This is a genomic window from Kitasatospora sp. NPDC047058 (assembly GCF_040643935.1).
Classification (GTDB): Bacteria; Actinomycetota; Actinomycetes; order Streptomycetales; family Streptomycetaceae; genus Kitasatospora.
On sequence record NZ_JBEYVJ010000099.1, the window covers coordinates 1 to 24,264 of the forward strand.

Annotated in this window: 16 protein-coding genes; 9 read left to right on the top strand and 7 right to left on the bottom strand. The window is 75.1% G+C overall.

The features are described from left to right. The first annotated feature begins 122 nt into the window (after window positions 1-122). From egtB to ABZ885_RS17490, 5 genes are all read left to right on the top strand, one after another. Window positions 123-1,547: an ergothioneine biosynthesis protein EgtB gene (gene egtB, locus ABZ885_RS17470; RefSeq protein WP_360188687.1), complete on the top strand. Its 1,425-nt coding sequence runs from the start codon at window positions 123-125 to the stop codon at window positions 1,545-1,547. Further along, the gene (gene egtC / locus ABZ885_RS17475; RefSeq protein WP_360188690.1) at window positions 1,547-2,284 is read left to right on the top strand and encodes an ergothioneine biosynthesis protein EgtC; all 738 of its coding nucleotides are present in this window, start codon (window positions 1,547-1,549) and stop codon (window positions 2,282-2,284) included. Before egtB ends, egtC begins: the two co-directional genes overlap by 1 nt. A 116-nt stretch (window positions 2,285-2,400) precedes the next feature. Beyond that, complete coding sequence (gene egtD, locus ABZ885_RS17480) at window positions 2,401-3,372, top strand: L-histidine N(alpha)-methyltransferase (protein WP_360188693.1); 972 nt, start codon at window positions 2,401-2,403, stop codon at window positions 3,370-3,372. A 128-nt stretch (window positions 3,373-3,500) separates the two neighbouring features. After that, complete coding sequence (locus ABZ885_RS17485) at window positions 3,501-4,928, top strand: sugar porter family MFS transporter (protein WP_360188695.1); 1,428 nt, start codon at window positions 3,501-3,503, stop codon at window positions 4,926-4,928. Between the two features lie 168 nt (window positions 4,929-5,096). Further along, entirely contained in the window at window positions 5,097-6,494 is a 1,398-nt protein-coding gene (locus ABZ885_RS17490; RefSeq protein WP_360188698.1) for a nitric oxide synthase oxygenase, read from the top strand. On the opposite strand, the gene ABZ885_RS17495 is transcribed toward ABZ885_RS17490, so the two are convergent. Beyond that, a complete protein-coding gene (locus tag ABZ885_RS17495; RefSeq protein ID WP_360188701.1) occupies window positions 6,437-7,186 on the bottom strand; it encodes a TetR/AcrR family transcriptional regulator C-terminal domain-containing protein in 750 nt (249 codons plus the stop codon). The genes ABZ885_RS17490 and ABZ885_RS17495 overlap by 58 nt on opposite strands. Window positions 7,187-7,435: 249 nt before the next feature. Here ABZ885_RS17495 and ABZ885_RS17500 point away from each other — a divergent pair, with 249 nt between their 5' ends. From ABZ885_RS17500 to ABZ885_RS17515, 4 genes are all read left to right on the top strand, one after another. After that, window positions 7,436-8,584: an acyl-CoA dehydrogenase family protein gene (locus ABZ885_RS17500; RefSeq protein WP_360188703.1), complete on the top strand. Its 1,149-nt coding sequence runs from the start codon at window positions 7,436-7,438 to the stop codon at window positions 8,582-8,584. Between the two features lie 133 nt (window positions 8,585-8,717). Next, a complete protein-coding gene (locus ABZ885_RS17505) occupies window positions 8,718-9,905 on the top strand; it encodes an acetyl-CoA C-acyltransferase (protein WP_360188705.1) in 1,188 nt (395 codons plus the stop codon). Between the two features lie 201 nt (window positions 9,906-10,106). Then, window positions 10,107-10,865 (top strand): 3-oxoacyl-ACP reductase FabG, encoded by a 759-nt coding sequence (gene fabG, locus ABZ885_RS17510; RefSeq protein WP_360188707.1) that lies wholly within the window; start codon window positions 10,107-10,109, stop codon window positions 10,863-10,865. A gap of 206 nt (window positions 10,866-11,071) precedes the next feature. Beyond that, on the top strand, window positions 11,072-12,439 hold the full coding sequence (locus tag ABZ885_RS17515) for a S53 family peptidase (protein ID WP_360188709.1): 1,368 nt from the start codon (window positions 11,072-11,074) through the stop codon (window positions 12,437-12,439). 136 nt (window positions 12,440-12,575) lie between these two features. On the opposite strand, the gene ABZ885_RS17520 is transcribed toward ABZ885_RS17515, so the two are convergent. The 6 genes from ABZ885_RS17520 to ABZ885_RS17545 all read right to left on the bottom strand — a co-directional run bounded on the left by ABZ885_RS17520 (window position 12,576) and on the right by ABZ885_RS17545 (window position 24,114). Beyond that, a complete protein-coding gene (locus ABZ885_RS17520; protein WP_360188712.1) occupies window positions 12,576-14,669 on the bottom strand; it encodes a hypothetical protein in 2,094 nt (697 codons plus the stop codon). 538 nt (window positions 14,670-15,207) lie between these two features. After that, on the bottom strand, window positions 15,208-19,017 hold the full coding sequence (locus tag ABZ885_RS17525) for a BTAD domain-containing putative transcriptional regulator (protein ID WP_360188715.1): 3,810 nt from the start codon (window positions 19,015-19,017) through the stop codon (window positions 15,208-15,210). Between the two features lie 111 nt (window positions 19,018-19,128). Beyond that, a complete protein-coding gene (locus ABZ885_RS17530; RefSeq protein WP_360188718.1) occupies window positions 19,129-20,160 on the bottom strand; it encodes a hypothetical protein in 1,032 nt (343 codons plus the stop codon). After that, window positions 20,157-21,650: a lysine 2,3-aminomutase gene (locus tag ABZ885_RS17535; RefSeq protein WP_360188721.1), complete on the bottom strand. Its 1,494-nt coding sequence runs from the start codon at window positions 21,648-21,650 to the stop codon at window positions 20,157-20,159. Before ABZ885_RS17535 ends, ABZ885_RS17530 begins: the two co-directional genes overlap by 4 nt. A 7-nt stretch (window positions 21,651-21,657) precedes the next feature. Beyond that, entirely contained in the window at window positions 21,658-23,385 is a 1,728-nt protein-coding gene (locus ABZ885_RS17540; RefSeq protein WP_360188723.1) for a class I adenylate-forming enzyme family protein, read from the bottom strand. A gap of 219 nt (window positions 23,386-23,604) precedes the next feature. Continuing rightward, window positions 23,605-24,114: an FAD-dependent oxidoreductase gene (locus tag ABZ885_RS17545; RefSeq protein WP_360188726.1), complete on the bottom strand. Its 510-nt coding sequence runs from the start codon at window positions 24,112-24,114 to the stop codon at window positions 23,605-23,607. Window positions 24,115-24,264 lie beyond the last annotated feature (150 nt).

Sequence of the window (24,264 nt, forward strand, 5' to 3'; positions counted from 1 at the left end):
CTGCGCACCGCCGTCGCCGAGTTCGCCGAGCGCTACCCCGCGCGCGGCCGCTGCCCGGCCGACGACCAGCTGGACGCCCTGCGCTCCGGCACCCGACGCACTCCCCCGGAGGAGGCCGCACCATGATCGACGACGCCCGCCCGGCCGGCGCCCCCGCCGCGACCCCTGCGACCCCCGGCCGGCCGCACCCGGACGGCACCCCGCCGCGCGACTCGCTCCCCCCGGAGCTCGGCTCGCTCCCCCTGGAGACGCTGCGCGAGACGATCGCCGCCGAGCTGCTGGCCGCCCGCGCCCGGACCGCCGCGCTCACCGACTGCGTCGAGGACCACGACCTCACCGCCCAGCACTCCCCGCTGATGTCCCCGCTGGTCTGGGACCTCGCGCACATCGGCAACCAGGAGGAGCTCTGGCTGCTGCGCAACGTCGGCGGCCGGGACCCGATGCACCCGGAGATCGACCCGCTGTACGACGCGTTCGAGCACCCGCGCGCCGAACGGCCCAGCCTGCCGCTGCTGCCCCCGCCCGAGGCCCGCGCGTACGCCCACGAGGTGCGCGGCCGGGTGCTCGACCTGCTCGGGGCCAGCCCGCTGGAGGGCGCCCCGCTGCTGGACGCCGGGTTCGCCTTCGGCATGATCGCGCAGCACGAACAGCAGCACGACGAGACGATGCTGATCACCCATCAGCTGCGCAAGGGCGCGCCGGCCCTGGCCGCTCCCCCGCCGCCGCCCGCCCCGGCGGACGCGGCCACGCTCCCCGCCGACGTCCTGATCCCCGCGGGCCCGTTCACCATGGGCACCGACACCGAGCCCTGGGCGCTGGACAACGAGCGCCCCGCGCACCAGGTCGGGCTGCCGGCCTTCCGGCTGGACACCACGCCCGTCACCAACGGCGCCTACCGGCGCTTCATCGCCGACGGCGGCTACGACGAACCGCGCTGGTGGACGGCCGAGGGCTGGGCGCACCGGCAGCAGGCCGGGCTGACCGCCCCGCTGTTCTGGCGGCACGAGGGCGGCGAGTGGCTCCGCCGCCGGTTCGGCCTGCTGGAGCCCGTCCCGGCCGACGAGCCGGTGCTGCACGTCAGCTGGTACGAGGCCGACGCCTACGCCCGGTGGGCCGGACGGCGGCTGCCGACCGAGGCGGAGTGGGAGAAGGCCGCCCGGCACGACCCCGCCTCGGGCCGCTCCCGCCGCTACCCGTGGGGCGACGCGGCGCCCGGCCCCGAGCACGCCAACCTCGGCCAGCGCCACCTCCGCCCGGCCCCGGCCGGCAGCTACCCCGGCGGCGAATCCCCCTACGGCGTCCGGCAGTTGATGGGTGACGTGTGGGAGTGGACGGCCAGCGACTTCCGCCCCTACCCGGGCTTCCGGGCGTGGCCGTACAAGGAGTACTCGGAGGTCTTCTTCGGTCCCGAGTACAAGGTGCTGCGCGGCGGCTGCTTCGCCGTCGCCCCGGTCGCCTGCCGGGGCACCTTCCGCAACTGGGACTACCCGGTCCGGCGGCAGATCTTCGCCGGGTTCCGCACCGCCGTCGACGTGGAGGCCGGCTGATGTGCCGCCATCTCGCCTACCTGGGCGAGCCGGTGGCACCGCGGGAGCTGCTGGTCGAGCCGCCGTTCGGGCTCCACCGGCAGTCCTGGGCGCCACGGATCCAGCAGTACGGCACGGTCAACGCGGACGGCTTCGGCCTCGGCTGGTACGCGGACGGCGACGAGGTGCCGGCCCGCCACCGCCGGGCCGGGCCGGTCTGGGCGGACGCCACGTTCGCCGACCTCGCCCGGGTGATCCGCACCCGGGCGCTGCTGGCGGCCGTCCGCTCCGCCACCGAGGGCTGCGCGGCGGGCGAGGAGGCGGCCGCACCGTTCGCCGCCGGGCGCTGGCTGTTCAGCCACAACGGCGCGGTGTCCGGCTGGCCGGAGAAGCTGGACGCCCTGGCGGGGCTGCTGCCGCCGGCCGAGCTGCTGGAGCTGGTGGCGCGCACCGACTCGGCTCTGCTCTGGGGCCTGGCGCTGCACCGGCTCCGGTCGGGCGCCGGTCTCGGCGAGGCGCTGGCCGGCACGGTCGCCGACGTGGCCGCGCGCACCACCGGCCGGCTCAACCTGCTGCTGACCGACGGCCGTGCGCTAGCCGCGACCGCCTGGGGCGACACCCTGTACCACCGGACCCTGCCGGGCCGCGGCGTCGTGGTCGCCTCCGAGCCGTACGACGACCACCCGGACTGGACCGCCGTCCCGGACCGCTCGCTGCTGCTGGCCGGACCGGACGGCGTCGCGGTCCGGCCCCTCTGAGCCCCTCCGAGCCCGTCCGGGGCCCCTTGAACCCCTCCGGCCCCTCCGGCCCCTCCGGCCCCTTGAGCCTCTCCCCTGCCCAATCCTTCACCTTTTGAACCGAGGACCCATCTGCCATGAGCACCTTCGATCTCACCCGGCTGCTGGCCGCGGACCACTTCAGCACCGCGTTGCGGCACGACGTGCAGCACGGTCTGACCTCCGAACCGAAGTGGCTGCCGCCGAAGTGGTTCTACGACGCCCGGGGCAGCGAGCTGTTCGAGGAGATCACCCGGCTGCCCGAGTACTACCCGACCCGGGCCGAGCGGGCCATCCTGACCGCCCGGGCCGGCGAGATCGCCGCCGCCACCCGGGCCCGCACCCTGGTCGAGCTCGGCTCGGGCTCCTCGGAGAAGACCCGGCTGCTCCTGGACGCCCTGCGCGACCTCGGCACCCTGGAGAGCTACGTCCCGGTGGACGTCAGCGAGAGCGCGCTGGCCGCCGCCGGCAAGGCGCTCTCCGAGGAGTACCCGGGACTGGCCGTGCACGGCGTGCTGGCCGACTTCACCACCGGGCCCGGGCTGCCCCCGGGCGGCGGGCCGCGGCTGGTCGCCTTCCTCGGCGGCACCCTCGGCAACCTGCTCCCCGCCGAGCGGGCCGCCTTCCTGCGCCGCCTGCGCGCCGCGCTCGGCCCGGACGACTTCCTGCTGCTCGGCACCGACCTGGTCAAGGACCCGGACGTGCTGGTCGCCGCGTACGACGACGCGGCCGGGGTGACGGCGGAGTTCAACCGGAACGTGCTCAACGTGCTGAACCGGGAGCTGTCCGCCGACTTCGACCCGGACGCGTTCGAGCACGTGGCGCTCTGGGACGCGGAGCAGGAGTGGATCGAGATGCGGCTGCGCTCGCTGCGCGCGCAGACCGTGAAGATCCCGGCGCTGGACCTGCCGGTCCACTTCGACGCGGGCGAGGAGCTGCGCACCGAGGTGTCGGCGAAGTTCCGCCGGGAGCGGGTCGCCGAGGAGCTGACCGCGGCCCGCCTGCGGCTGGCCCACTGGTGGACGGACGACGAGGGGCGGTTCGGGCTGTCCCTGGCCGAGCCGGTTTGATTTTTCACCTTACTAATGAGAAAGGGGCTTGAAGGGCATCTCATGTACAACACTTGAACATTGACGGGTTACGATCTCGACTACCAAGCGGCTACCAAGCTCAGCGTTGAGTACCAGGAGTCAAGATCGTGAGCGTCACCCAGAAGACGGGGCCGGCGGCGGAGGAGGCCAAGTCCTCCGACCGCCTCGGCTTCGTCGTCTTCATCACCGCCGCCGCGGCCCTCGGCGGCTTCCTGTTCGGTTACGACAGCTCCGTGATCAACGGCGCCGTCTCCGGCATCCAGGACCGGTTCGGCGTCGGCGACGGCGTGACCGGCCTGATCGTCTCCTCGGCGCTGCTCGGCTCGGCCGTCGGCGCCGCGCTGGCCGGCCGGTTCGCCGACCGGTACGGCCGGATCAAGGTGATGAAGGCCGGCGCCCTGCTCTTCGCGGTGAGCGCGCTCGGCTCGATGCTCCCGTTCTCCGCCTGGGACCTCGCCTGCTGGCGGGTGCTCGGCGGCGCGGCCATCGGCATCGCCTCGGTGATCGCCCCGACCTACATCGCCGAGGTCGCGCCGACCCGCTACCGCGGCCGGCTGGCCTCCTTCCAGCAGGCCGCGATCGTGCTCGGCATCGCGATCTCCCAGCTGGTCAACTGGGTGCTGGCGGACGCCGCCGGCGGCGACACCCGCGGCCGCGTGCTCGGCCTGGAGGCCTGGCAGTGGATGCTGGGCATCTGCGTCCTGCCGGCCGTCGTGTACTTCGTGCTCTCCTCGATGATCCCCGAGTCGCCGCGCTTCCTGATCGCGGCCGGCCGGCTGGACGAGGCCCGCGGCGTGCTCGCCGAGGTCGAGGGCAAGGACGCCGACACCGACGCCCGGATCGCCGAGATCCAGGCCCTGATCGACTCCGACCACCGCCCGCGCTTCCGCGACCTGCTCGGCGGGCGCTTCGGCCTGCTGCCGATCGTCTGGGTCGGCATCGGCCTCTCGGTCTTCCAGCAGCTCGTCGGCATCAACGTGATCTTCTACTACTCGTCGATCCTCTGGCAGTCGGTCGGCATCGACCAGAGCAACTCGCTGCTGATCAGCTTCATCGGCTCGGTCATCAACATCCTCGGCACCGTCGTCGCGATCCTGCTGGTGGACCGGATCGGCCGCAAGCCGCTCGCCCTGATCGGCTCGGCCGGCATGGCCGTCGCCCTGGCCGCCTGCGGCTGGGCGTTCTCCTCCGCCACCGGCAGCGGCGACAGCGTCACCCTCCCGGACCTCCAGGGCACCGTCGCGCTGATCGCCGCCAACGCCTTCGTGCTGTTCTTCGCGATGTCCTGGGGCGTGGTCGTCTGGGTGATGCTCGGCGAGATGTTCCCCAACCGGGTCCGCGCCGCCGCGCTCTCCGTCGCCGCCTCGGCCCAGTGGATCGCCAACTGGGCGATCACCGTCTCGTTCCCCTCGCTCTCGCGCTGGAACCTGTCGGCGACCTACCTGGTCTACGCGGGCTTCGCGGCGCTGTCGATCCTCTTCGTGGCGCGGTTCATGAAGGAGACCAAGGGCGTCCGGCTGGAGGACATGGGCTGATCCGACGGTCGGACCCTCGGCCCCCGCACCATAGCGTCCCCGGCGCCGGTGCGGGGGCCGAATCGTTCACTCCCTGCGGCGCCGCGCACCGCTCCGGTACTCCTGGTGGCCAGGAGGGATGAGTCCTTGATCTTCAACCGGCTTCGCGCCCGCAGCACCCGCAGAGTGATGGCGGCAGCACCGGCCGCCGGCTGCCCGTACGCCCACGCGCACCCGGCGGCGGCGCCCCCGCCCGCGTCCGCCACGTCCGGGGCCGCCACGTCCGGGGCCGCTACCTCCGGGTCGGCCACGTCCGGGGACGCGCCTGGCGAGGACGCCGCCGCCCGGGGCGCCGGGCAGCCCGCCCGGCGGCCGACCGGGCACGTCACCGGCCCGCTCGCGCACCACGCCGACGAGGCGGACCGGCCCGCGGACGCGCCGCAGGGGCCCGCCGCGCCCCGGACCGTCGCGCCCCGGACCGGTGCGGTGGACGCCGGGGCCCCGTTCACCGATCCCGGCCAGGCCGCCGACTTCATCCGGCAGTTCCACCACGAGCAGCCCGCCGTCGGGGACCCGGCCGGACGGCTGCGGGCCGTCCTCGACGAGATCGACGCCACCGGCACCTACGAGCACACCCCCGCCGAGCTCGCGTACGGCGCCAAGCTCGCCTGGCGCAACGCGGCCCGCTGCATCGGCCGGCTGTACTGGCGCAGCCTGGCCGTCCGCGACCTGCGGCACCTGGCCTCCGCCGACGACATCGCCGCCGAGTGCTTCGAGCACCTGCGGCTGGCCGGCAACGGCGGCCGGATCCGCCCCGTGGTCTCGGTGTTCGCCCCCGACCGGCCCGGCCGACCGGCCGCCCGCATCCTCAACCAGCAGCTGGTCCGCTACGCCGGGCACCCCGGCGCGGACGGCGCCTGGATCGGCGACCCGGCCGGGGCCCAGCCGGCCGCCCGGGCCCGGGACCTCGGCTGGAAGTGCGGCGAGGAGCGGTTCGAGGTGCTGCCGCTGCTGGTCCAGGAACGCCCCGGCGAGCGCCCCGAGTGGTACGAGCTGCCGGACGACAGCACCCTCGAGGTCGAGCTCGTCCACCCCGACCACGACTGGTTCGCCGAGCTGGGCCTGCGCTGGTACGCGGTGCCCGCGATCAGCGACATGACGCTGGAGATCGGCGGCGTCCGCTACCCCACCGCGCCGTTCAACGGCTGGTACATGGGCACCGAGATCGGCGCCCGCAACCTCGCCGACGCCGACCGATACGACATGCTGGCGACCGTCGCCGAACGGCTCGGCCTGGACACCTCGAGCGACCGCACGCTCTGGCGCGACCGGGCGCTGGTGGAGCTGAACGTGGCGGTGCTGCACTCGTTCCAGGAGGCCGGGGTGACCATGGCCGACCACCACACCGAGTCGGAACGGTTCCTCAAGCACGTCGCCCGGGAGAAGCGGCTCGGCCGGCCCACGCCCGCCGACTGGAGCTGGATCGTGCCGCCGGTCTCCGGCGGGCTCACCCCCGTCTACCACCGGTACTACGACCCGGTGGACCCCTCGCTGCGGCCGGCCTTCGTGGCCCGCGAACCGTGGTGACCGGCGGGGCCGGTGGTCCGGACCGCCCGCGCGGCGCCGACAGTCCGGACCGTCCGCTCGTACCGTAGGGCGAGCCCGTCCAGGAGCGCCTCCAGCCCGGTCTCGAAGGCGCCCTCGTCGATCGCGCCGCGGTGCTCGGCCAGCCGGTGCGCCTCGCCGAGGTGCGGGTAGTCGGTGGCGTCGTACACCCCGGCGTCCTCGGGGAAGCCCGCCGCGAACGAGGCCAGCGCCGAACCGGCCACGAAGTACCGCATCAGCGCACCGATCCGGGTGGCCTGGCCGCGCGGCCAGCCCGCCTCCACCAGGCAGCCGAAGACGGCGTCGGCCAGCCGCAGCGCGTTCGGCCGGCGCCCGGGGCCCTGGGCGAGTACCGGGACGATGTTGGGGTGCGCGGCCAGGGCGGCCCGGTAGGAGCGGGCCCAGTCGCGCAGCGCCTCCGGCCAGGGCACGGCCGCGCCCTCCGGGCCGCCGGCGAACATCGACAGGTCGACCTCCCCCATCACGCTGTCCACCACCGCGTCCAGCAGCTCGTCCTTGGTGGCGAAGTGGTTGTAGAGCGAGGGCCCGCTGACCGACAGCTCGGTGGCGAGCCGGCGGGTGGACAGCGCGGCCAGACCCTCGGCGTCGACGAGCTGGAGCGCGGCCGTGACGATGCGCTCGCGGCTGAGCAGGGGGGTGCGCGGGCGGGCCATCGTCGTGGTTCCTCCGGTCGGGTGGGTGAGGACCGATTCTGGCAGGTGCCTCTTCCCAGCGTGGGCCGGTCGGGGCTACAGTCCCGGTAAAACTTGCAGCGCTAGTTTATGGGTGGCGCCGCGCCGCCGCGAGGGCCGCCGCTCCGGCGGGGCGTGACAGAGCGGTGCGACAGAGCAGTGCGACCGAGCGCCGTGACAGAGCAGTGAGACAGCGCAGTGAGACAGAGGGGTCTGACAGAAGGGGTGTCGATGAACCTGGAGCTCTCCGAGGAGCAGGCCGCGCTCCGCGACCTGACGGCCTCCTTCACCGACCGCGAGATCGTCCCGTACGCCGCCGAGTGGGACCGCGCCGAGTCCGTCGACCGCGCGATCATCGGCAAGCTGGGCAAGCTCGGACTGCTCGGGCTCACCCTCCCGGAGGAGTACGGCGGCAGCGGCGGCGACCACCTCGGCTACTGCCTGGCCCTGGAGGAACTCGGCCGGGGCGACTCCGCCGTGCGCGGCATCGTCTCGGTCTCGCTCGGCCTGGTCGCCAAGTCGGTCAACGGCTACGGCACCGAGGACCAGAAGCGCGCGTGGCTGCCCCGGCTCACCTCCGGCGAGGCACTCGGCTGCTTCGCGCTCACCGAGCCCGGCACCGGCTCCGACGCCGCCAACCTCACCACCCGGGCGGTCCGGGACGGCGGGGACTGGCTGATCAGCGGCTCCAAGATGTTCATCACCAACGGGACCTGGGCCGACGTCGCCCTGGTCTTCGCCCGCACCGGCGAGGCCGGCCACCGCGGCATCACCGCCTTCCTCGTCCCCACCGGGCTGCCCGGCTTCACCCGCACCGAGATCCACGGCAAGCTCGGCCTGCGCGGCCAGGCCACCGCCGAACTCGCCTTCGACGCCGTCCGGGTGCCCGACTCCGCCCGGCTCGGCGAGGCCGGCAAGGGGTTCACGGTGGCGATGGCCGCGCTCGCCAAGGGCCGGATGTCGGTCGCCGCCGGCTGCGTCGGCATCGCCCGGGCCTGCCTGGAAGCCGCCGTCCGGTACGCGGGCGAGCGCGAGCAGTTCGGCAAGCCGATCGCCTCGCACCAGCTGGTGCAGGAACTGCTCGCCGGCATCGCCGTGGACGTCGAGGCCGCCCGGCTGCTCACCTGGAAGGTCGCCGACCACATCGACCGCGGCCTGCCGTTCGCCACCGAGTCCTCCGTCGCCAAGCTCTACGCGAGCGAGGCCGCCGTCCGGGCCGCCAACAACGCGCTCCAGGTGTTCGGCGGGTACGGATTCATCGACGAGTACCCGGTCGGCAAGTACCTGCGCGACGCGCGGGTGATGACCCTCTACGAGGGCACCAGCCAGATCCACAAGCTGCTCATCGGGCGCGCGCTCACCGGCGTCAACGCCTTCTGAGCCGCCTGCCGAACCGCCCGCTGCCAAACCTGCCCTCTCACCCGTCGGCGCCACCCGTCGGCACCACTGCCGCCACCACTGCCGACAAGCCCTGTGAAAGACACCCTCACCTCCGGATAAGGAGCCCGACGACGTGCGTCCTGTCTACTTCGCCGCAGCCCGCCGCACACCCATCGGCCGGCTGCGCGGAGCGCTCGCCACGGTCCGCCCCGACGACCTCTCGGCCACCGTGCTGCGCGCCCTGCTCGCCGACCTGCCCGCCCTCGACCCGGCCCGGATCGACGACGTCTACTGGGGCGCCGCGAACCAGGCCGGCGAGGACAACCGCAACGCCGCCCGGATGGCCGTCCTGCTCGCCGGCCTGCCCGACACCGTCCCCGGTGCCACCGTCAACCGGCTCTGCGCCTCCGGCCTGGAGGCCGTCACCATGGCGGCCCGGGCGATCGGCTCCGGCGAGGCCGACGTGGTGGTGGCCGGCGGCTGCGAGTCGATGACCCGCGCCCCCTTCGTCCTCCCCCGCCCCGACGAGGCGCTGCCGCACCGGATCGAGACCTACGACACCCGGCTCGGCTGGCGGCTCACCAACCCCCGGATGGCCGACCTCCACGGCGTCCTCTCCATGGGCGAGACCGCGGAGGAGGTCGCCACCACCTACGGGATCACCCGCGAGCGCCAGGACGCCTTCGCGCTGCGCAGCCACCAGCTGGCCGCCGCCGCCCGCAAGGACGGCCACTTCGACGCCGAGCTGGTCCCGGTCGAGCGGCCGGACGGGGTGACGGTCGGCCAGGACGAGAGCATCCGCGAGGACACCAGCCTGGAGAAGCTGGCCAAGCTCAAGCCCGCGTTCCGGGCGGGCGGCACGGTGACGGCGGGCAACGCCTCGCCGATGAACGACGGCGCGGCCGGCCTGGTGCTGGTCAGCGAGGAGGCGCTCGGCGACCTCGGGCTCCAGCCGCTCGGCCGCTACGTCGCCGGCGCCTCGGCAGGCGTTCACCCGGACGTGATGGGGATCGGCCCGGTGCCGGCCACCCGGAAGGCGCTCGGCCGGGTCGGCTGGTCGGTCGACTCGCTGGAGGAGGCCGAGCTCAACGAGGCGTTCGCGGCCCAAGCCCTCGCCAGCATCGACCAGTTGGGCATCGACCCGGACCTGGTCAACCCGACCGGCGGCGCCATCGCCCTCGGCCACCCGCTGGGCGGCTCCGGCGCGCGCATCCTCACCACCCTGCTGCACCGGATGCGCCGCAGCGGCTCCCGCCGCGGGCTGGCGACCATGTGCGTGGGCGTCGGCCAGGGTACGGCCGTGCTGGTGGAATCGGCTTGAGGGCCCGTCCGGCAACTCCCGGACGACAGCCGACGGCCAACGGCTGACGGCTGACAGATGACAGATGACAGATGACAACTTTCATCATCTGTCAGCTGTCATCTGTTCGCGCCGCACACCCGCACCACAGGCTCGTTCGCAAGCTCGTTCGCAGGTTCGTATTCGTATCGCAGGTCCGCATCGCAACAAGGAGCAGTTGCAGTGACTCGTTTCGCAGGCAAGGTCGCCGTCGTCACCGGCGCGGCGCAGGGCATCGGCGCGGCCACCGCGCGACTGCTGGCGGAGGAGGGCGCGGCCGTCGCCGTGGTCGACCTCACCGCCGAGCGCGCCGCCGCCACGGTGGAGGAGATCACCGCCAAGGGCGGCACGGCGCGCGCGTACGGCTGCGACGTGGCCGACTACGACGCGGTGGAGGCCGTGTTCGCGCAGGTGGCGCAGGACCTCGGCGGCGTGCACATCCTGGTCAACAACGCGGGCATCACCCGGGACAACCTGTTCTTCAAGATGCCCAAGTCCGACTGGGACGCAGTGCTGACGGTCAACCTGACCAGCGCCTACAACTGCAGCCACGTCGCGCAGAAGTACATGGTGGCGCAGAAGTACGGCAAGATCGTCTCGCTCAGCTCGCGCTCGGCGCTCGGCAACCGCGGCCAGGCCAACTACGCCGCCGCCAAGGCCGGCATCCAGGGGCTGACCGCCACCCTGGCGATCGAGCTGGGCCCGTTCAACATCAACGTGAACGCCGTCGCCCCCGGCTACATCGCGACCGCGATGACCGCCGCCACCGCCGAGCGGGTCGGCGCCACCGCCGAGGAGCACCAGGCCGAGGTCGCCGCCCGCACGCCGCTGCGACGGGCCGGCCAGCCGGAGGAGATCGCCTCGGTGGTCGCCTTCCTGGCCAGCGAGGACGCCTCCTACGTCAGCGGGCAGACGCTGTACGTCAACGGCGGGGCGCGCTGACCACGCCCGAAGATTACTGACGTAGCGTCAGATGGCCGTCCCCGGTGATGGGTTACTTTCGCCTGGGACGGCCTTTACCTTTTCCGGTGGCCAGGCGCGACCATGCCGGCAGTACGAAATGACTATGGCATGATCATGCGGCACTCGATGGGATGGCCGGACCGACCCGACCGGACCAGGTCGGGCCCTGCGTCCCAAGGAGTCCCATGGGCAGCCGCCCCGTCACCCTCCGCCGCGCCCTGTCCGTGCTCGCCGCCGGGGCCACCGCCCTCGCCGCCGGCACGCTCTCCGTCCCGGCCGTGAGCGCCACCGCGGCCTCCGGCAGCCTGGCCGGCGTGCACGTCCGCCCCGCCTCCACCGGCCACATCAGCGCCACCGGACGCACCGCGCCACTGCCCACCTCCCAGTGCGTCAGCCAGATCGGCATCCACTGCTACTCCCCGCTCCAGTACCGGACCGCCTACAACCTCGACCCGCTGTACAAGGAGGGCATCACCGGCAAGGGCCGGACCATCGTCATCGTCGACTCGTTCGGCTCCCCGACCATCCAGCACGACCTGGAGGTCTTCGACAAGCAGTGGGGCATCCCCGACACCCAGGTCGAGGTGGTCAAGTGGGGCAACGTCCCGGAGTTCGACCCGAAGAACCCGGACCACACCGGCTGGGCCGGTGAGACCACCCTCGACGTCGAGTACGCCCACGCCGTCGCCCCCGACGCGCACATCATCCTGGTCGAGACCGGCGTGGCCGAGACCGAGGGCACGACCGGTCTGCCCGAGATGATGGACGCCGAGAAGGCCCTGATCAAGTCCGGCAAGGCCGACGTGATCTCGCAGAGCTTCGGCGCCACCGAGAACACCTTCCCCGGCTTCGCCAAGGGCGACTTCAAGTCGCTCACCGACCTGCGGTACGCCTTCAAGGAGGCCGCCGCCCACGACGTCACCGTGCTCGCCGCCTCCGGCGACAACGGCGCGACCGACGCCCAGGAGAACGGCGAGGACCTCTACCCGTACCGGGTCAACTCCTGGCCCTCCAGCGACCCGCTGGTCACCTCGATCGGCGGCACCCAGCTCAGCCTCGACGACGCCGGCAAGCGCACCGCGCCCGACAAGGTCTGGCACGACACCTACGGCGCGGGCGGCGGCGGTGTCTCCGGCGTCTTCGAGCGCCCCTGGTACCAGACCGGCGTGGCCGGGGTCACCGGCAACCACCGCGGCACGCCGGACATCAGCATGAGCGCCGCCGTGGACGGCGCCGCCTGGACGTACGAGTCCTACGACCCCACGTCGGTCGGCTGGCACCTCACCGGCGGTACCAGTGAGGCCACCCCGATCTTCTCCGGCGTCGTCGCCCTCGCCGACCAGCTCGCCGGCCACCGGCTCGGCCAGCTCAACTGGCGCCTCTACGGCCTCAACCTGCTCCCGCAGCAGTGGAGCGGCCTGGTCGACGTGACCGAAGGCGACAACTCCTGGGACAAGGTGACGGGCTACCAGGCCGCCAAGGGCTACGACCTCGCCAGTGGCCTCGGCACCATCGACGGCGCCAAGTTCGTCCACGCCATCGCGGGCCGCTGACTGCCGCACCACCACCGAGGGGAAGCCGGCCCGCCCGGCTTCCCCTCCGGCATGCCCGGGCCGGCCCGCCCCTTGCGCATGAGGTCGGACCGGCCGACCTCCTGTGCAGGAGGGCGGGGTGTCAGGAGGCCTCGGGTCAGGCGGGGGTGGCGGCGAGGTGGGCGAGGTGGCGTTCGGCGGCGCGGAGCTTGCGGCCGTCCGGGCCGGGGAGGTAGGCGCGCAGCTCGATGATCTCGGGGGCGATGCGGATGGCCTCCGCACGGTCCTGGATCGCCCGCCAGCAGGCCTCGGCGTTGGTGGCCGCCTGCTGGGTCTCCTGGTGGTCCGCACCCCGGGAACGGAGCAGCGTCAGCGCGACCTCGCGGTAGATCTCCGCCGCCTCGATCGTCTTGCCGGCGAGGCGGCACACGTGGGCGCGGACCTGACGGACCTGGAGAACCGGTTCGGAGACCGCGCCGTGCTCGGCGATCGCCTCCAGTTCGAGGGCGAAGGCGAGGTCGGTGGCGGCCGCGTGGTCACCGGCGTCGGCGCTGCGGACGATCCGGCCGATCACCTCGCGGTAGTCCGCCCGGGGCTGCGAGGCGTCCGGCTCGGGGGACGCGGGAGCGGCGTCCTCGGGCACGGCGTCCACCGGGGCGGCGGCGTCCGGCACCGCGTCCTCGGGCATCGCGTCCTCGGCGACGGCGTCCAGCGGCGCCGCGTCGGCCGGCACCGCGTCGGCCGACGCGGACTTCGCGAGGGTGACCGCGCCGTTCAGGGTCGGGCGCCAGGCGTAGGCCTTGACCAGGTCGACGGGCCGGGCCGGGGGCGGGGGTGTGGGCGGGACGCTGGGCTTGAGCAGGTTCACCGGGCCGTCGGACGACGTCGCCGCCCCCACGGACCCCGGCGCCGGGACCGCCCCCGCGACCGGGAGCGCCGCCGACCCGAAGGCCGCCGCGGCGGGCTTGTCCAGCGTGACCAGGGGCCGCCGCACCGGCACCGCATCCCGCGGCGCAGCCTCGCGCGCTCCGGCCTCGCGGGACCCGGCGTCGCGTGCCCCGGTGTCCCGGGCCGCCGCGGGGCGGGGCCGCAGTGCGGCGGGGAGCGGGCCGTCGTAGGGGACGCTGTCCACCACGCCGTCCGTACGGCGGGCGGTGTTGCGGAAGAACGGGCGGTTCGGCGCGTGCGTGGCCAGGATGATCACGTCCGGCCGCAGCACCGAGTACACCTGCTGGCGCAGCTGTTCGGGGGCGAGGACGGACTCGGCGCCGGGTCGGCCGCCGTGCAGGGCCTCGATCAGGGCGCGGGTGAAGGTGCCGATCTGTTCCGGGTCGGGGCTGACCACGGCCCAGAGCGGGAGGCCGTCGGCGAGCGGGGAGACCGTGCCCTGGAGGAACGGCCAGGCGCTCTGGTCGGCGCTCAGGTCCGCGATCACGAGGGTCTGCCAGTCGGCGGGCCGGTGCCGCAGCTCGCCGGCGATGGACTGCCAGGCGAGGCCGTCCTGCCGGACACTGCCGGGCTTGGAGTCGCGCAGGGTGAGGTGCAGTTGGCCGCCGCGCTTGTCGGCGAGCAGGTGCCCGCCGAGGTGGACGAGCAGCGGGCCGGGGTGCCGGGCGGCGGCCCGGAGGTGGGCGAGCACGGTGTGCGGGTCGCTGGCGCCCGGGAGGTGGACGGCGTCGACCGCCTCGGCGGCGAGCAGGACCTGCGGGGAGACGGCGGCGAGCATCGCGGAGAGTACGGGTGCCTGCGTCGGTCCGCCGCGCCCCCAGGTGCGGCGGCCGGAGGTGCCGTAGCCGCCCTCGACGACCAGGATCCGCCCGCGCGGCGCGGACCCGAGGCCGCCGGGGCCGGGTGCGCCGAGGGGGATGCCGTGCGCGGGGGTGGTCCCGGGAACGGGGGCCGTGCCGGGTACGGGTGCCGCCCCGGGGACGGGGAACGGCAGCGGCGTCGCGGACGGCGGCGGGGCCACGACGGGCATGCCGGTGACGGTCCATCCGGTCGGCGCCGCCATCGGTGCGGCGGGCGCGGCGGCGGGCGCGGCGGCAGGACCGGGCCCCGGCCCCGGCACTCCCGCCGGAACGGAGGGCTGGGCCGGTACCGGCGCGGGGGCCGGCGGCGGCTCGTACAGGGCGGCCGGCCCGGGCGGGTGGTCCTCGTACGCGTTGCGCGCGTGGTTCGGCGGCACGGCGTCCCGGGGAATCGCGTCGGCCACGGGATCGTGACCGCCGGGGACAGCCGTCGTCTCCGCCATCTCTGGTCACCGCCCCGCCCCGCCGCTCAGCGGCGTCTGACTTCCCTGCCCCGTGGTGCCTGTCACCACAGCCGTGTGCGCCACCCTACGAGATCCCGGCACGCCCGAGCCAGGCCGGGGCGGTGATCAAGGACGGGCCGCCGGCCGGCGCCCGGTCGCGGACCGTCGGCCGTGGCCACGTGGTGCCGGGTCAGGCAGCGCCCACCGCGCCGACGGCCGCCGTCCGACCGGGCCGCTGCGGGGTGAACGGGCCTTCTCGGCCGCCCAGTTGCCGGTCGCGACGGTCCCGCCGGGCTCCGGGGCCGAGCGGGGTCGTCGGCACCGGGCGCCGGGGCGGCCGGAGCATCCCCGGCCCAGCCGGGTACAGCGCCGGTCGTCGGCGGCGGCGCTGACGGCGCATCGGCACGGCGCCACGGCGCGACAGCGGACCGGTTCCACCACGGAAGCCGGTCCGCCACCCGTTCCCACCGTCCGCCGCACCCCACCCGCCGCACCGCGGGGACCTCGCCGGGCCGACCACGCCGCTCCTGAGGCCCGGTCACGCTCCCGAGAGGAGGTCGCGCAGCAGGGTGATGGTGTCGGCGTCGAGCTCGCGGCCGGTGCGGCGGCTGAGGGCGTCGAGGCGGTTGACGGCGCGCAGGAGCTGGTCGCGTGCCCCGGCGGAGGCGTAGGCGTAGAAGAGGTCGCGGTGGAGCAGCTCGACGTCCGGGGCGACGGCGAGGCCGCGGAAGACGGCGGCCTCGGCGCTGCGGTGGTCGCCGTACTGGAGGCGGCGGGCGGCGAGCTCGTGGGCGGTGTCGACGATCGCGGCGATCATGTCCTGGCGTTCGGCCTCGGCCCAGCCGTAGGCGGCGGGCGGGGCCTCGGCGAACGGGGCGCCGCGGACCAGCGCGAGGGCGTGGGCGAGCGCCGCGTCGGCGGTGGCGCTGGTGCTGCGCATGCCGCGGCGGTAGAGGCTGCGGAACTCGTCCCAGTCGCAGGTGACGGCCGGGGCGAAGGTGTAGCCGTCGGGGGTGTCGGTGGGCAGGAAGGCCCGGCCCTCGGCCGAGCTGCCGAACCAGGCGGCCAGGTCGGCGAGTTTGGCGGGGAGCGGGCTCTTGGCGTCGGCGGCGGTGGGGTGCGGGTCGAGGTGGGCCGCGCCGGGGTGGAGGTCGTGGTCGAGGGCGTTGTGGTCGGCGCCCGCACGCAGGGCGAGGTAGGCGGCGAGTTCGGTGAGCCGGGGCAGGGCGGCCGGTTCGGCGGTGCCCGCGGCGCCGGCCACGTCGACCGGGCCGAGCAGCCGGATCCGGGGAGCGGTGCGGACGGCGTGCGCCTCGGGCGAGCGGAGGATGGCGAGCAGGTCGTCGCTGTCGCTGCGGCCGGGCGTGGTGCGGGCCGTCGGCGCGGTGTCGGCGGGGGCGGGGGACGGCTCGGGGGCGCGCTCGGGGGACGGCTCCGCGGACGGCTGGGGCCGGGCGGGGACGCGCGGGTCACCGCCGGTGACCGCGGGCGCGGGGTCGTGCGTCGGCGCGGGCTCGTACGCGGGCGCACCCGTGGGCGCCGGCGCAGGATCGGCCCCGCTGTCGGGCCTGGGGTCGGGCCCGGCCGGCGGCACCGGCCGGACGGGTTGGACGGGCACGACGACGTCGGTCCCGGCGGCGGCCGGGAGGCGGAGGTTCTGCGTGGTCTCGTCCAGGTCCGCCGCCGGGGTGCCGGGCTCCACGGAGCCGGGTTCCGCACCCGTCTCCGAGCCCGGCACCGCGTCGCCCGGTACCTCAGGCACCGCGGGCACCGCAGGCACCGCGGGAACCGCGGCGATCGCCGGGGTGGCGGCCTGCCGGCCGAGGCCGTTGGCGAGGAAGCGGGAGGCCGGGCCGCCCGCCGCGGTCGCCGCCGGGTCGGTGCCCGCGAACGGGCTGGCGCCGGTGCCGATGACCCGGGCGAGCAGGCGCGGCCCGGCCGCGTCGGAGCCGGCGTCGCCACCGTCCCCGGCTCCCGCACCGGCCCCGCCCGCGACAGCGCCCGCGGCAGCGCTCACGAAACCGCCCACCGGCTCGCCCGCCACCCCGCTCGCGAACCCGTCCGCGAGCCCGCCCGCGAAGCCGTCCGGGGAGCTGCCCGCCGCACCGACCGCCACCAGGACCGGTACGGGGCTGGGCAGTTCGGCCGGTTCGAGGTCGATGCCGGGGCCGTCCAGGGTCCAGGCGGGGGCGGGGTGCTGGGTGGTGTCGTCGGCGGCCCGGAGCAGTTCGGAGACCTGCTCGTACTCCCGGCCGGTCAGGCGCTGCAGCTCCAGGGTGAGATGCAGGCCGGGGATGGTGGCCTGGCCGGTGCTGGGCAGGGTCCAGCGGGCGACCGGGCCGGTGCCGCGCTCGGGCGCGCGGGTGATCACGGCGACGCAGGTCCGGGGCCGGGCGTCGAGCAGGCGGCCGAGCTCGGCGGGGATGTCGCCGCCGGGCTGGTGGGCGCAGAGCACGATCTCCGGGATCCACGACTCGTCGGCCTGGCCCCGGCTGCGCGCGTCCCGGGGGCTGGCCGCCTCGGCGGCGACCAGGGTGGCGCGGGCCTTGGCGGTGCGCGGGCCGAGGGCGGCGAGTGCCGCCTCCAGGCTGGCGTGGCGGTGGACCCGCTCGGCGGCCGGCCCGCTGATCGGCAGTTCCTCCGCGAGGTCGACCAGGTGCAGGTGGAGCCGGTCGGCGAGCGGGCTGTGCGCGAGTTCGACGGCGAGGGTGCGCAGTACGTCGCGGGCGTCGTCCGGGTGGCCGGAGAGGTGGAGCAGCCGGACGGTCTCCAGGTCGGCGAGGACGACCGAGCCGTCCGGTGCGGTGCCGAGGGTGACCAGGGCCGGGTAGGGGGCGGCGCACTTGCGGGCCTGGGCGGGCGAGAGCAGGTCGGTGGAGTCGGCCGCGCACCACCAGACGTTGGGGGCGTGCGCGGCCTGGAACGGCGCGATCGGGATGGCCGGGCCCGAGAGGTGGAGCTCGACGACGTGGCCGGGGGTGACCCGGGCGGCGACGATGGTGGGCAGGTGCTTGCCGCCGCGGACGGTGTTGCGGGCCATGGTGCGCAGGGCGCGGTCGAGCAGGTCGAGGCCGCGGTCGTCCTGACGGGCCCGCAGTTCGGCCTCGAACGCGGCGGCGGGCGGGGCGGGCAGGGCGATGCGGTGCCGCGGACGGCGGGCGCGCTGCTGGGTGCCGCGCTTGTGGGCGACGGTGCCGATCATCATCGCCGCCAGCAGCACGCCGACGGTGGAGGCGGCGAGGGCGACGCTGTAGTCGTCGCTCGGGGCCTCCACGGCCTGCGCGGCAGGAGCGGGGGCGTGGCCGGCGGGGGCCGTCGGCGCGGGCGCGGGTGCCTGGGTGGCGGGCGCGGACGGCACCGGTGCGGGAGCCGTCGGTACAGGCGCGGGCGCGGGCGCCGAAGAAGCGGGCGGCACCGGAGCAGGCACGGGTGCGGGCGCCGGGGCCGGGGCGGGCGCAGGAGCAGGAGCCCCCGGGAGCGTCAGCACCATCCCGGGCACCACCACGTCCGGGTCGGTGAGCCGCTCCCCGTCCGGCGCCTGGGCGCCCTTGTTCGCCTCGAACAGCTGCGGCCAGGCCTCGGCGTCCCCCAACTCGCGCTGGGCGATGGCCGACAGGCTGTCCCCGGCCGCCACGGTCACCGTGCCGTGCCCGCCGCCGCCCGGCTGCGAAGCGCCCGGCGCCGGGGCGGGGGCAGGGGCGGGAGCGGGGGCAGGGGCCTTGGCCTCGTCGGCCTTGGCGTCGCCCGGCATCAGCAGCTCCCAGCCGGGCTGGATCGGCCGCTCCGCGTCGAAGCGCAGGCCCGAATCCTCCATCACCCGGCCGTCGTTGAGCTTGGCGATCTCCACCCAGCGCTCCCCCGAGCCGAGTTGGCGCTCGGCGATGGACCAGAGGCTGTCGGCGGGCCGGCTGTCCCGGACGGTGTAGGTGGGGTGCTGGTCGGCGGCAGGCGTGAGGGCCGGGGCGGCCGGGGCCGCGGGCAGGGCGGCGCGCGGCATGCCGACGGCCGACTGGGCCGGGGCGGCGGCCTGCGCCCGGTCGGGGGTGGCGGCGAAGGACGAGCCGGCCACGGGCAGCAGGGCGATCACGGCGCCGACCAGGCCGGCCGCGAGCCGCTGGCTCCAGCCGAAGGCCGGGATCCGCCGGGCGATCCGCCCGCGCAGCTGGGCCGGGATCTCCAGCAGGACGGAGACGGCGAAGCAGAGCCAGCCCAGCCAGCCGACCGCGACGAGCAGCCAGAGGAAGAGCCGGCCGTCGTCGGGGCTGGTCAGCGCCTGCCCGATGCCGTCCGGCGCGATCTCGCCCATCGCCGCGACGGCCTGGGTGCCGTAGAGCAGCAGCGCGGGCACGCCGGCCAGCAGCGCGATCAGGGTGAGCAGCGCCGCGACGGCGGTGCAGGGACCGGGCGGCGACCGGCAGGTGCGGCGCGGCGGCCTCGGGCGGCAGGGAGAAGGCGTCGGTCATCGGGGGTCCGTCCGTCGGGTGGTGGAGGGCCGGCCGGCGAGCCACTTGGCGTGGGCGTCCCGGTAGGCGGTGAACCGGGCGCGGGTGATGTCCCGCTGGAGCGTGCGGCCGGGGTCGGACCAGTCGGGGGCGATCACCCCGTCCGGTTCCAGCTCCGAGAACCAGTACCGCTCGCCGTCGTACAGGAAGTCGACGCAGAAGAACGGGATCGCCAGCTTCTCGGCGAAGTAGGCGGTGGCCTCGGCGAGTTCGGGCGGGACGGGCGGGAACTCCATCGTCCCGCCGCGGCTGGCGTTGGCCACCGGCGAGCCGGGTTCGGGGATCCGCTTCATCACCGCGTACGGCCGGCCGTCGACCACGTAGACCCGGTAGTCGACCGTGCCGTCGCCGAGGTAGGGCTGGGCGACGAGCGTGGTGTCGCCGCCCTGGGCGAGGCTGGCGAGGCCCCGGATCTCCTCCGGGCCGCGGGCCAGGTTGATCCCGCCGCCGCCGCACCAGCCCGCCGGCTTCACGATGGCCGGGTAGGTGAGGTTGCCGAGCGCGATCTCGTACCGGTGCTTGCTGATGTCCCGGCCGGTACCGATCCGCACCGACGGGACCGGCGGCACCGGGGAGTCGGCGAGGTGCAGCACGGTGGCGAGCTTGTCGTTGCCGATGAGGGAGATGTGCGGCGGGAACGGCAGGTAGAAGCCGGCCTGGTCGAGCACCGCGTAGAGCGCGTACTGGTTGAAGACGTCCATGGACTGGTAGGGCAGCGAGTAGAGCGCGGTGATGAAGAGGGTGTCCTGCGGGGTGACGGGTTCCTCGTCCACGTAGACCAGGGGCCGGGCCGGGTCGGTGGCGTCCACGGTGACGGCGTCGGGCGCGTGGCGGCACCAGGTGAGGCCCAGCTCCCGGGCGGTCTCCGCGTAGAGGTCCCAGAAGAAGTGGTGCCAGGTGGCCGTCATCCGGGTGGACTCGCGGTCGGGGAAGATCCAGCACATCCGGCGCAGCGGGCCGGGGTCGTTCGCGGGAAGGGTGGGGTTCACCGTGCTCCTTCCGGGACGGTTCGCGGGGTGGTCGTCGGCTGCGGAGCGGGGTCGGTGGGGCCGGTGGATCCGGCTGGGCCGGCGGCGGCCTGTTCGGCCCACCAGCGGCGGCCGGCCTCCGGGAGGGTGTCCACCGGGTCGTAGTACGGGTGGCGGCGGTCGAGCGGGGCCGCGCCGGCGGCCGCGCGGATCTCCGGCTCGGTGCGGTAGTTCTTGGTCCAGTAGGAGATCCCGCGCTCGCGGTCGTACCCGACGGCCTGGTGGACCCAGCGCTTGCCGAGGTCCGGCACGTCGCAGACCAGCCGCGGGGTGGCGTAGCCGGGCAGGTAGCCCATGATCGCCTCCTGGAGCCGCTGCGCCTCGTGCACGCTGGTGCGCCAGTGCTCGGCGTTGGGGATCATGTCGCAGAGGTAGAAGTAGTAGGGCAGGATGTTCGCCTCCCCCTGGAGGGCGAAGCAGAGGTCGAGCAGGTCCTCGGGGGTGGCGTTGACGCCGCGCATCAGCACGCCCTGGTTGCGGACGTCCCGGACCCCCGCGTCCAGCAGCGCCCGGGCCGCCTCGGCGACCAGCGGGGTCACCGACCGGACGTGGTTGGCGTGGGTGTGCACGGCGAGGTTGACGGCGCGCCGGGCGGCCACCGCGGCCACCCGGTGGACGCCGTCGAGGACGTGCGGCTGGAGCCAGTGCTGCGGCAGGCCGACCACGGCCTTGCTGGCCAGCCGGATGTCGCGGACCGACTCCAGCTCCAGCAACTGCTGCAGGAACGCCTCCAGTTGCGGCCAGGGCACGTTGGCGAGGTCACCGCCGGAGAGCACCACGTCGCGCACGGCCGGGGTGCGCTTGAGGTAGTCGAGCATCTGCTCCTGCCGGTGGGCCGGCCGGAGCACCAGTCTGGCCTTGGTGACCTGGGGCGTCGAGGTGCCGACCAAATCCATCCGGGTGCAGTGGCCGCAGTACTGCGGGCAGGTGGCGGCCAGCTCGGCCAGCACCTTGGTGGGGTACCGGTGGGTCAGCCCCTCCACCACCCACATCCCGGCCTCGTGCAGCGAGTCGCGTTCGGCCTTCGGGTGGCTGGGCCATCGCGGGTGGCGGTCGGCGTGCACCGGCAGCATGTAGCGGCGGACCGGGTCGGCCAGGAAGGCCTCGGTGAAGGCGCGCGGCCGGGCCGGGGCGTGCACGGCCATGGTGTTCAGCATCTGCGGCGGCAGCAGCATCGGCATGGTCGCGAACTCGGCCTGGTCGGCGGCGAGTTGCCGGTAGAACGCGTCGGTGAGCAGGTCGCCGGCGACGGCCCGCAGCTGGCGCGCGTTCCGAACGCAGTGGGCCCGCTGCCACTGGGCGTCGCGCCACTGGGCCTCGGTCACGTCGCGCCAGCCCGGCAGCCGGCGCCAGTCCGGCTCGGCCAGCGCGCTCCGGACGTACTGGTACGGCTGCCGCGGCCTGGTGCCTCCGGCGCGGTCGGGGCGGTCGGGGCGGTCGGGGCTGTCCATCCGCGCCCTACTGGCCGGTGAAGAGGGTGGCGAAGCGGGTGCGCAGCTCGCGCTTGAGCACCTTGCCGGTGGGCCCGAGCGGGAGGTCCTCCGCCGTGCGGGCGATCCGGACGGCGGCCAGCGCGGCCAGTCCGGCCCCGGCCAGCGCCTTGTTGGCCGCGTCCAGGACTTCGTCGGCGCCGACCTCGGCGGCCTCCGCAGCGGCCTGCAACCGGACCACGGCGATGGGGCGTTGGCCCTCACCGGGACCGCCCGGCACCCCGACCACCGAGCAGTCCTGCACCAGCTCGGCGCAGTCGGCGAGCAGCACCTCCTCGACCGGCAGGCTGTAGACCGGTCCGGCCGCGGTGTCGATGACGTCGACGGTGCGGTCGAGGTGGTGGAACCGGCCCTCGGCGTCGCGCCGGGCGACGTCCCCGGTCAGCCAGTAGCCGGCCAGTTCGAAGCTGCCGGTGAGCCGGGCGTCGTTCCAGTAGCCCGGCGTGCGGGACGGGGTGTCCACCGCGAGCAGCCCGACCGTGCCGTCCGGGACCTCCGTGCCGTCCTGGTCGAGCACCGCGGCCCGGCGGACCACCTCCAGCGGCTTGCCGACGCAGCGGTCGTCCCGGGCACTCTCCGGCGTGGTGACCTGGCCGAACAGCGCCATGCCCATCTCGGAGGAGCCCAGCCCGTCGACGAACTGCGAGCCGGGGAGGGCGGGTTGCTCCGCCTTCTCGCGCGGCAGCAGCCAGGGCCGGATCAGCCCGGCCGGGCGCTCGCCCAGCTGGACCAGCCGGCGGATGTGCCCGTAGTGGGCGCTGTCGCCGGTGTTGAACCAGGAGTGCACCCTGGCGGCGCCCTTCACCGGCAGCTCCCCGGTGGCGAGTTCGACGAAGGTGCGCGGGAAGGAGGCCACCATGGTCGGCTGGAACGCCTCCATCACCGGCTCGACGACCGTACGCCGCCAGTCGGCCATGACCACCGTCGGCAGGCCGAGCAGGGTGGCGGTGAGGAAGTAGCTCAGGCCGCCCGCGTGGGTGTGCGGCATCAGCGACATCAGCCGGTCGTACGGCTCGGCCGGGAAGCGCACCATCCGCGGCTGCTTGCCGTCCCAGAACTGCCGGTGCGCCAGCATCGTCGACTTGGGCGTGCCGGTGGTGCCGGAGGAGTGGATCAGCGCGACCACGTCGTCCGCCGCGTGCCGGTACGGGTACGCCTGCGGCAGCCCACCGGACGCGTCCGCGTCGAAGGCCCGGACCTCGGCGGCGAGAGCGAGGAAGCGGGGCCGGCGCTGCGGGTCCCGGCGGTAGGCGGCGGCCAGCCCTGTGGTGTCGTCGGCGACCACGCCGACCACCCCCACGTGGTCGAGGTAGCGGACCATCACGTCGTGCCGCATCGCGTCGTTGACCAGGGCCGGGACGGCGCCCAACGCGGTCAGCGCGAGGAAGTGCAGCAGCGGTTCCAGGCCCTCGGCCACCACCACGGCCACCGGCTCGCCGGGGCGCACGCCGTTGGCGTGGTACCAGGCGGCGTACCGGTCGCGCCGGGCGGCGAGGTCGAGCAGGCTGTGTCCGCGCAGCACCACGGCCCCGCGGTGGTCGGTGTGGTGGCTGAAGGCGAACGGGACCGCGCGGTTCGGGTTCGCCGCGATGGCGTGGTCGAGGAAGTTGCCGGCGCCGAGGCCGGGTTCGGTCATCAGCCGCTCGCGGGCGGCGAGGGGGGCGACGGGACTCTGCTGGGAACTGTGGTCGCTCATGGCGGTCCTCCTGAGGGGGGTGGCCCGGTGCGGTTCTCGTGGAACGGCGGCCGGGCCGGGTTCGGAGAGGTCCGGTACCCGACGGACGGGGTGGGGCTGGGCCGGGTGGGGGTGCCGGGGGTGACGTGCCGGGGGGGGTGCCGGTCGTGCGCGGGCCGGGGGGCTCCGGTTGTGCTCGGGCCGGGGGGCTCCGGCCGGGCGGTGCTCAGGCTGCGGTGCTCAGGCCGGGCGGTCGAGGATCTCCGCGACCACGCGGTGCCCGGAGCGCACCGCCCCCTCCAGCAGCCCGAAGAACGCGGTGCTGGTCTCGGTGCCGGCCCAGTGCACCCGGCCGTGCGGGGCGGTCAGCCGCGGCCCGAGCCGCAGCCAGTCGCCCGGCCCGAAGAGGGCGGCGTAACAGCCTTTGCTGTACAGATCGTTGACCCAGTCGGTGACGTGGAACCCGACCGGCTCGGGGAGCATCGGGAAGAGCCGGGCAGCCTGGGCGACCGCCGCGGCGCGCTGCTCCGCCGGGTCCAGGGCGGCGAACCGGTGGGCCTCGGCGCCGGTGACGAAGCCCGTCAGTACGCCGGCCGGCCCGTCGGCTCGCGTGCCGGCCGCTCCGCCGGCTGGTGCGAAGCCCGGCGAGTCGTCGACCGTCGAGAGCAGCGGGCCCTCGGCGTTGACCGACCAGCCGGAGAGCCCGTGCTCGCGCCAGAGCGGCGCCGGGTAGACCAGGTGGACCTTCACCGCGCAGCCGCGTCCGGTCCGTTCACCCGACCGGGGCCCGGCCGGCGCCGGGTGCTGTTCGAGGCCGTCGGCGAGTACCCGCAGACCACCCGGACCAACCGGCTCAAGGCGCTGACGGACTCCCAGGCCACCACCAACGCCGCCTTCGAC

Excerpts from the sequence above, each read along its gene's own strand:
- egtB (WP_360188687.1), top strand. The coding sequence starts at position 123 with ATGATCGACGACGCCCGCCCGGCCGGCGCCCCCGCCGCGACCCCTGCG.
- egtC (WP_360188690.1), top strand. The coding sequence starts at position 1,547 with ATGTGCCGCCATCTCGCCTACCTGGGCGAGCCGGTGGCACCGCGGGAG.
- egtD (WP_360188693.1), top strand. The coding sequence starts at position 2,401 with ATGAGCACCTTCGATCTCACCCGGCTGCTGGCCGCGGACCACTTCAGC.
- ABZ885_RS17490 (WP_360188698.1), top strand. The coding sequence starts at position 5,097 with ATGGCGGCAGCACCGGCCGCCGGCTGCCCGTACGCCCACGCGCACCCG.
- ABZ885_RS17495 (WP_360188701.1), bottom strand. The coding sequence starts at position 7,186 with ATGGCCCGCCCGCGCACCCCCCTGCTCAGCCGCGAGCGCATCGTCACG.
- ABZ885_RS17500 (WP_360188703.1), top strand. The coding sequence starts at position 7,436 with ATGAACCTGGAGCTCTCCGAGGAGCAGGCCGCGCTCCGCGACCTGACG.
- ABZ885_RS17515 (WP_360188709.1), top strand. The coding sequence starts at position 11,072 with ATGGGCAGCCGCCCCGTCACCCTCCGCCGCGCCCTGTCCGTGCTCGCC.
- ABZ885_RS17520 (WP_360188712.1), bottom strand. The coding sequence starts at position 14,669 with ATGGCGGAGACGACGGCTGTCCCCGGCGGTCACGATCCCGTGGCCGAC.
- ABZ885_RS17535 (WP_360188721.1), bottom strand. The coding sequence starts at position 21,650 with ATGGACAGCCCCGACCGCCCCGACCGCCCCGACCGCGCCGGAGGCACC.
- ABZ885_RS17540 (WP_360188723.1), bottom strand. The coding sequence starts at position 23,385 with ATGAGCGACCACAGTTCCCAGCAGAGTCCCGTCGCCCCCCTCGCCGCC.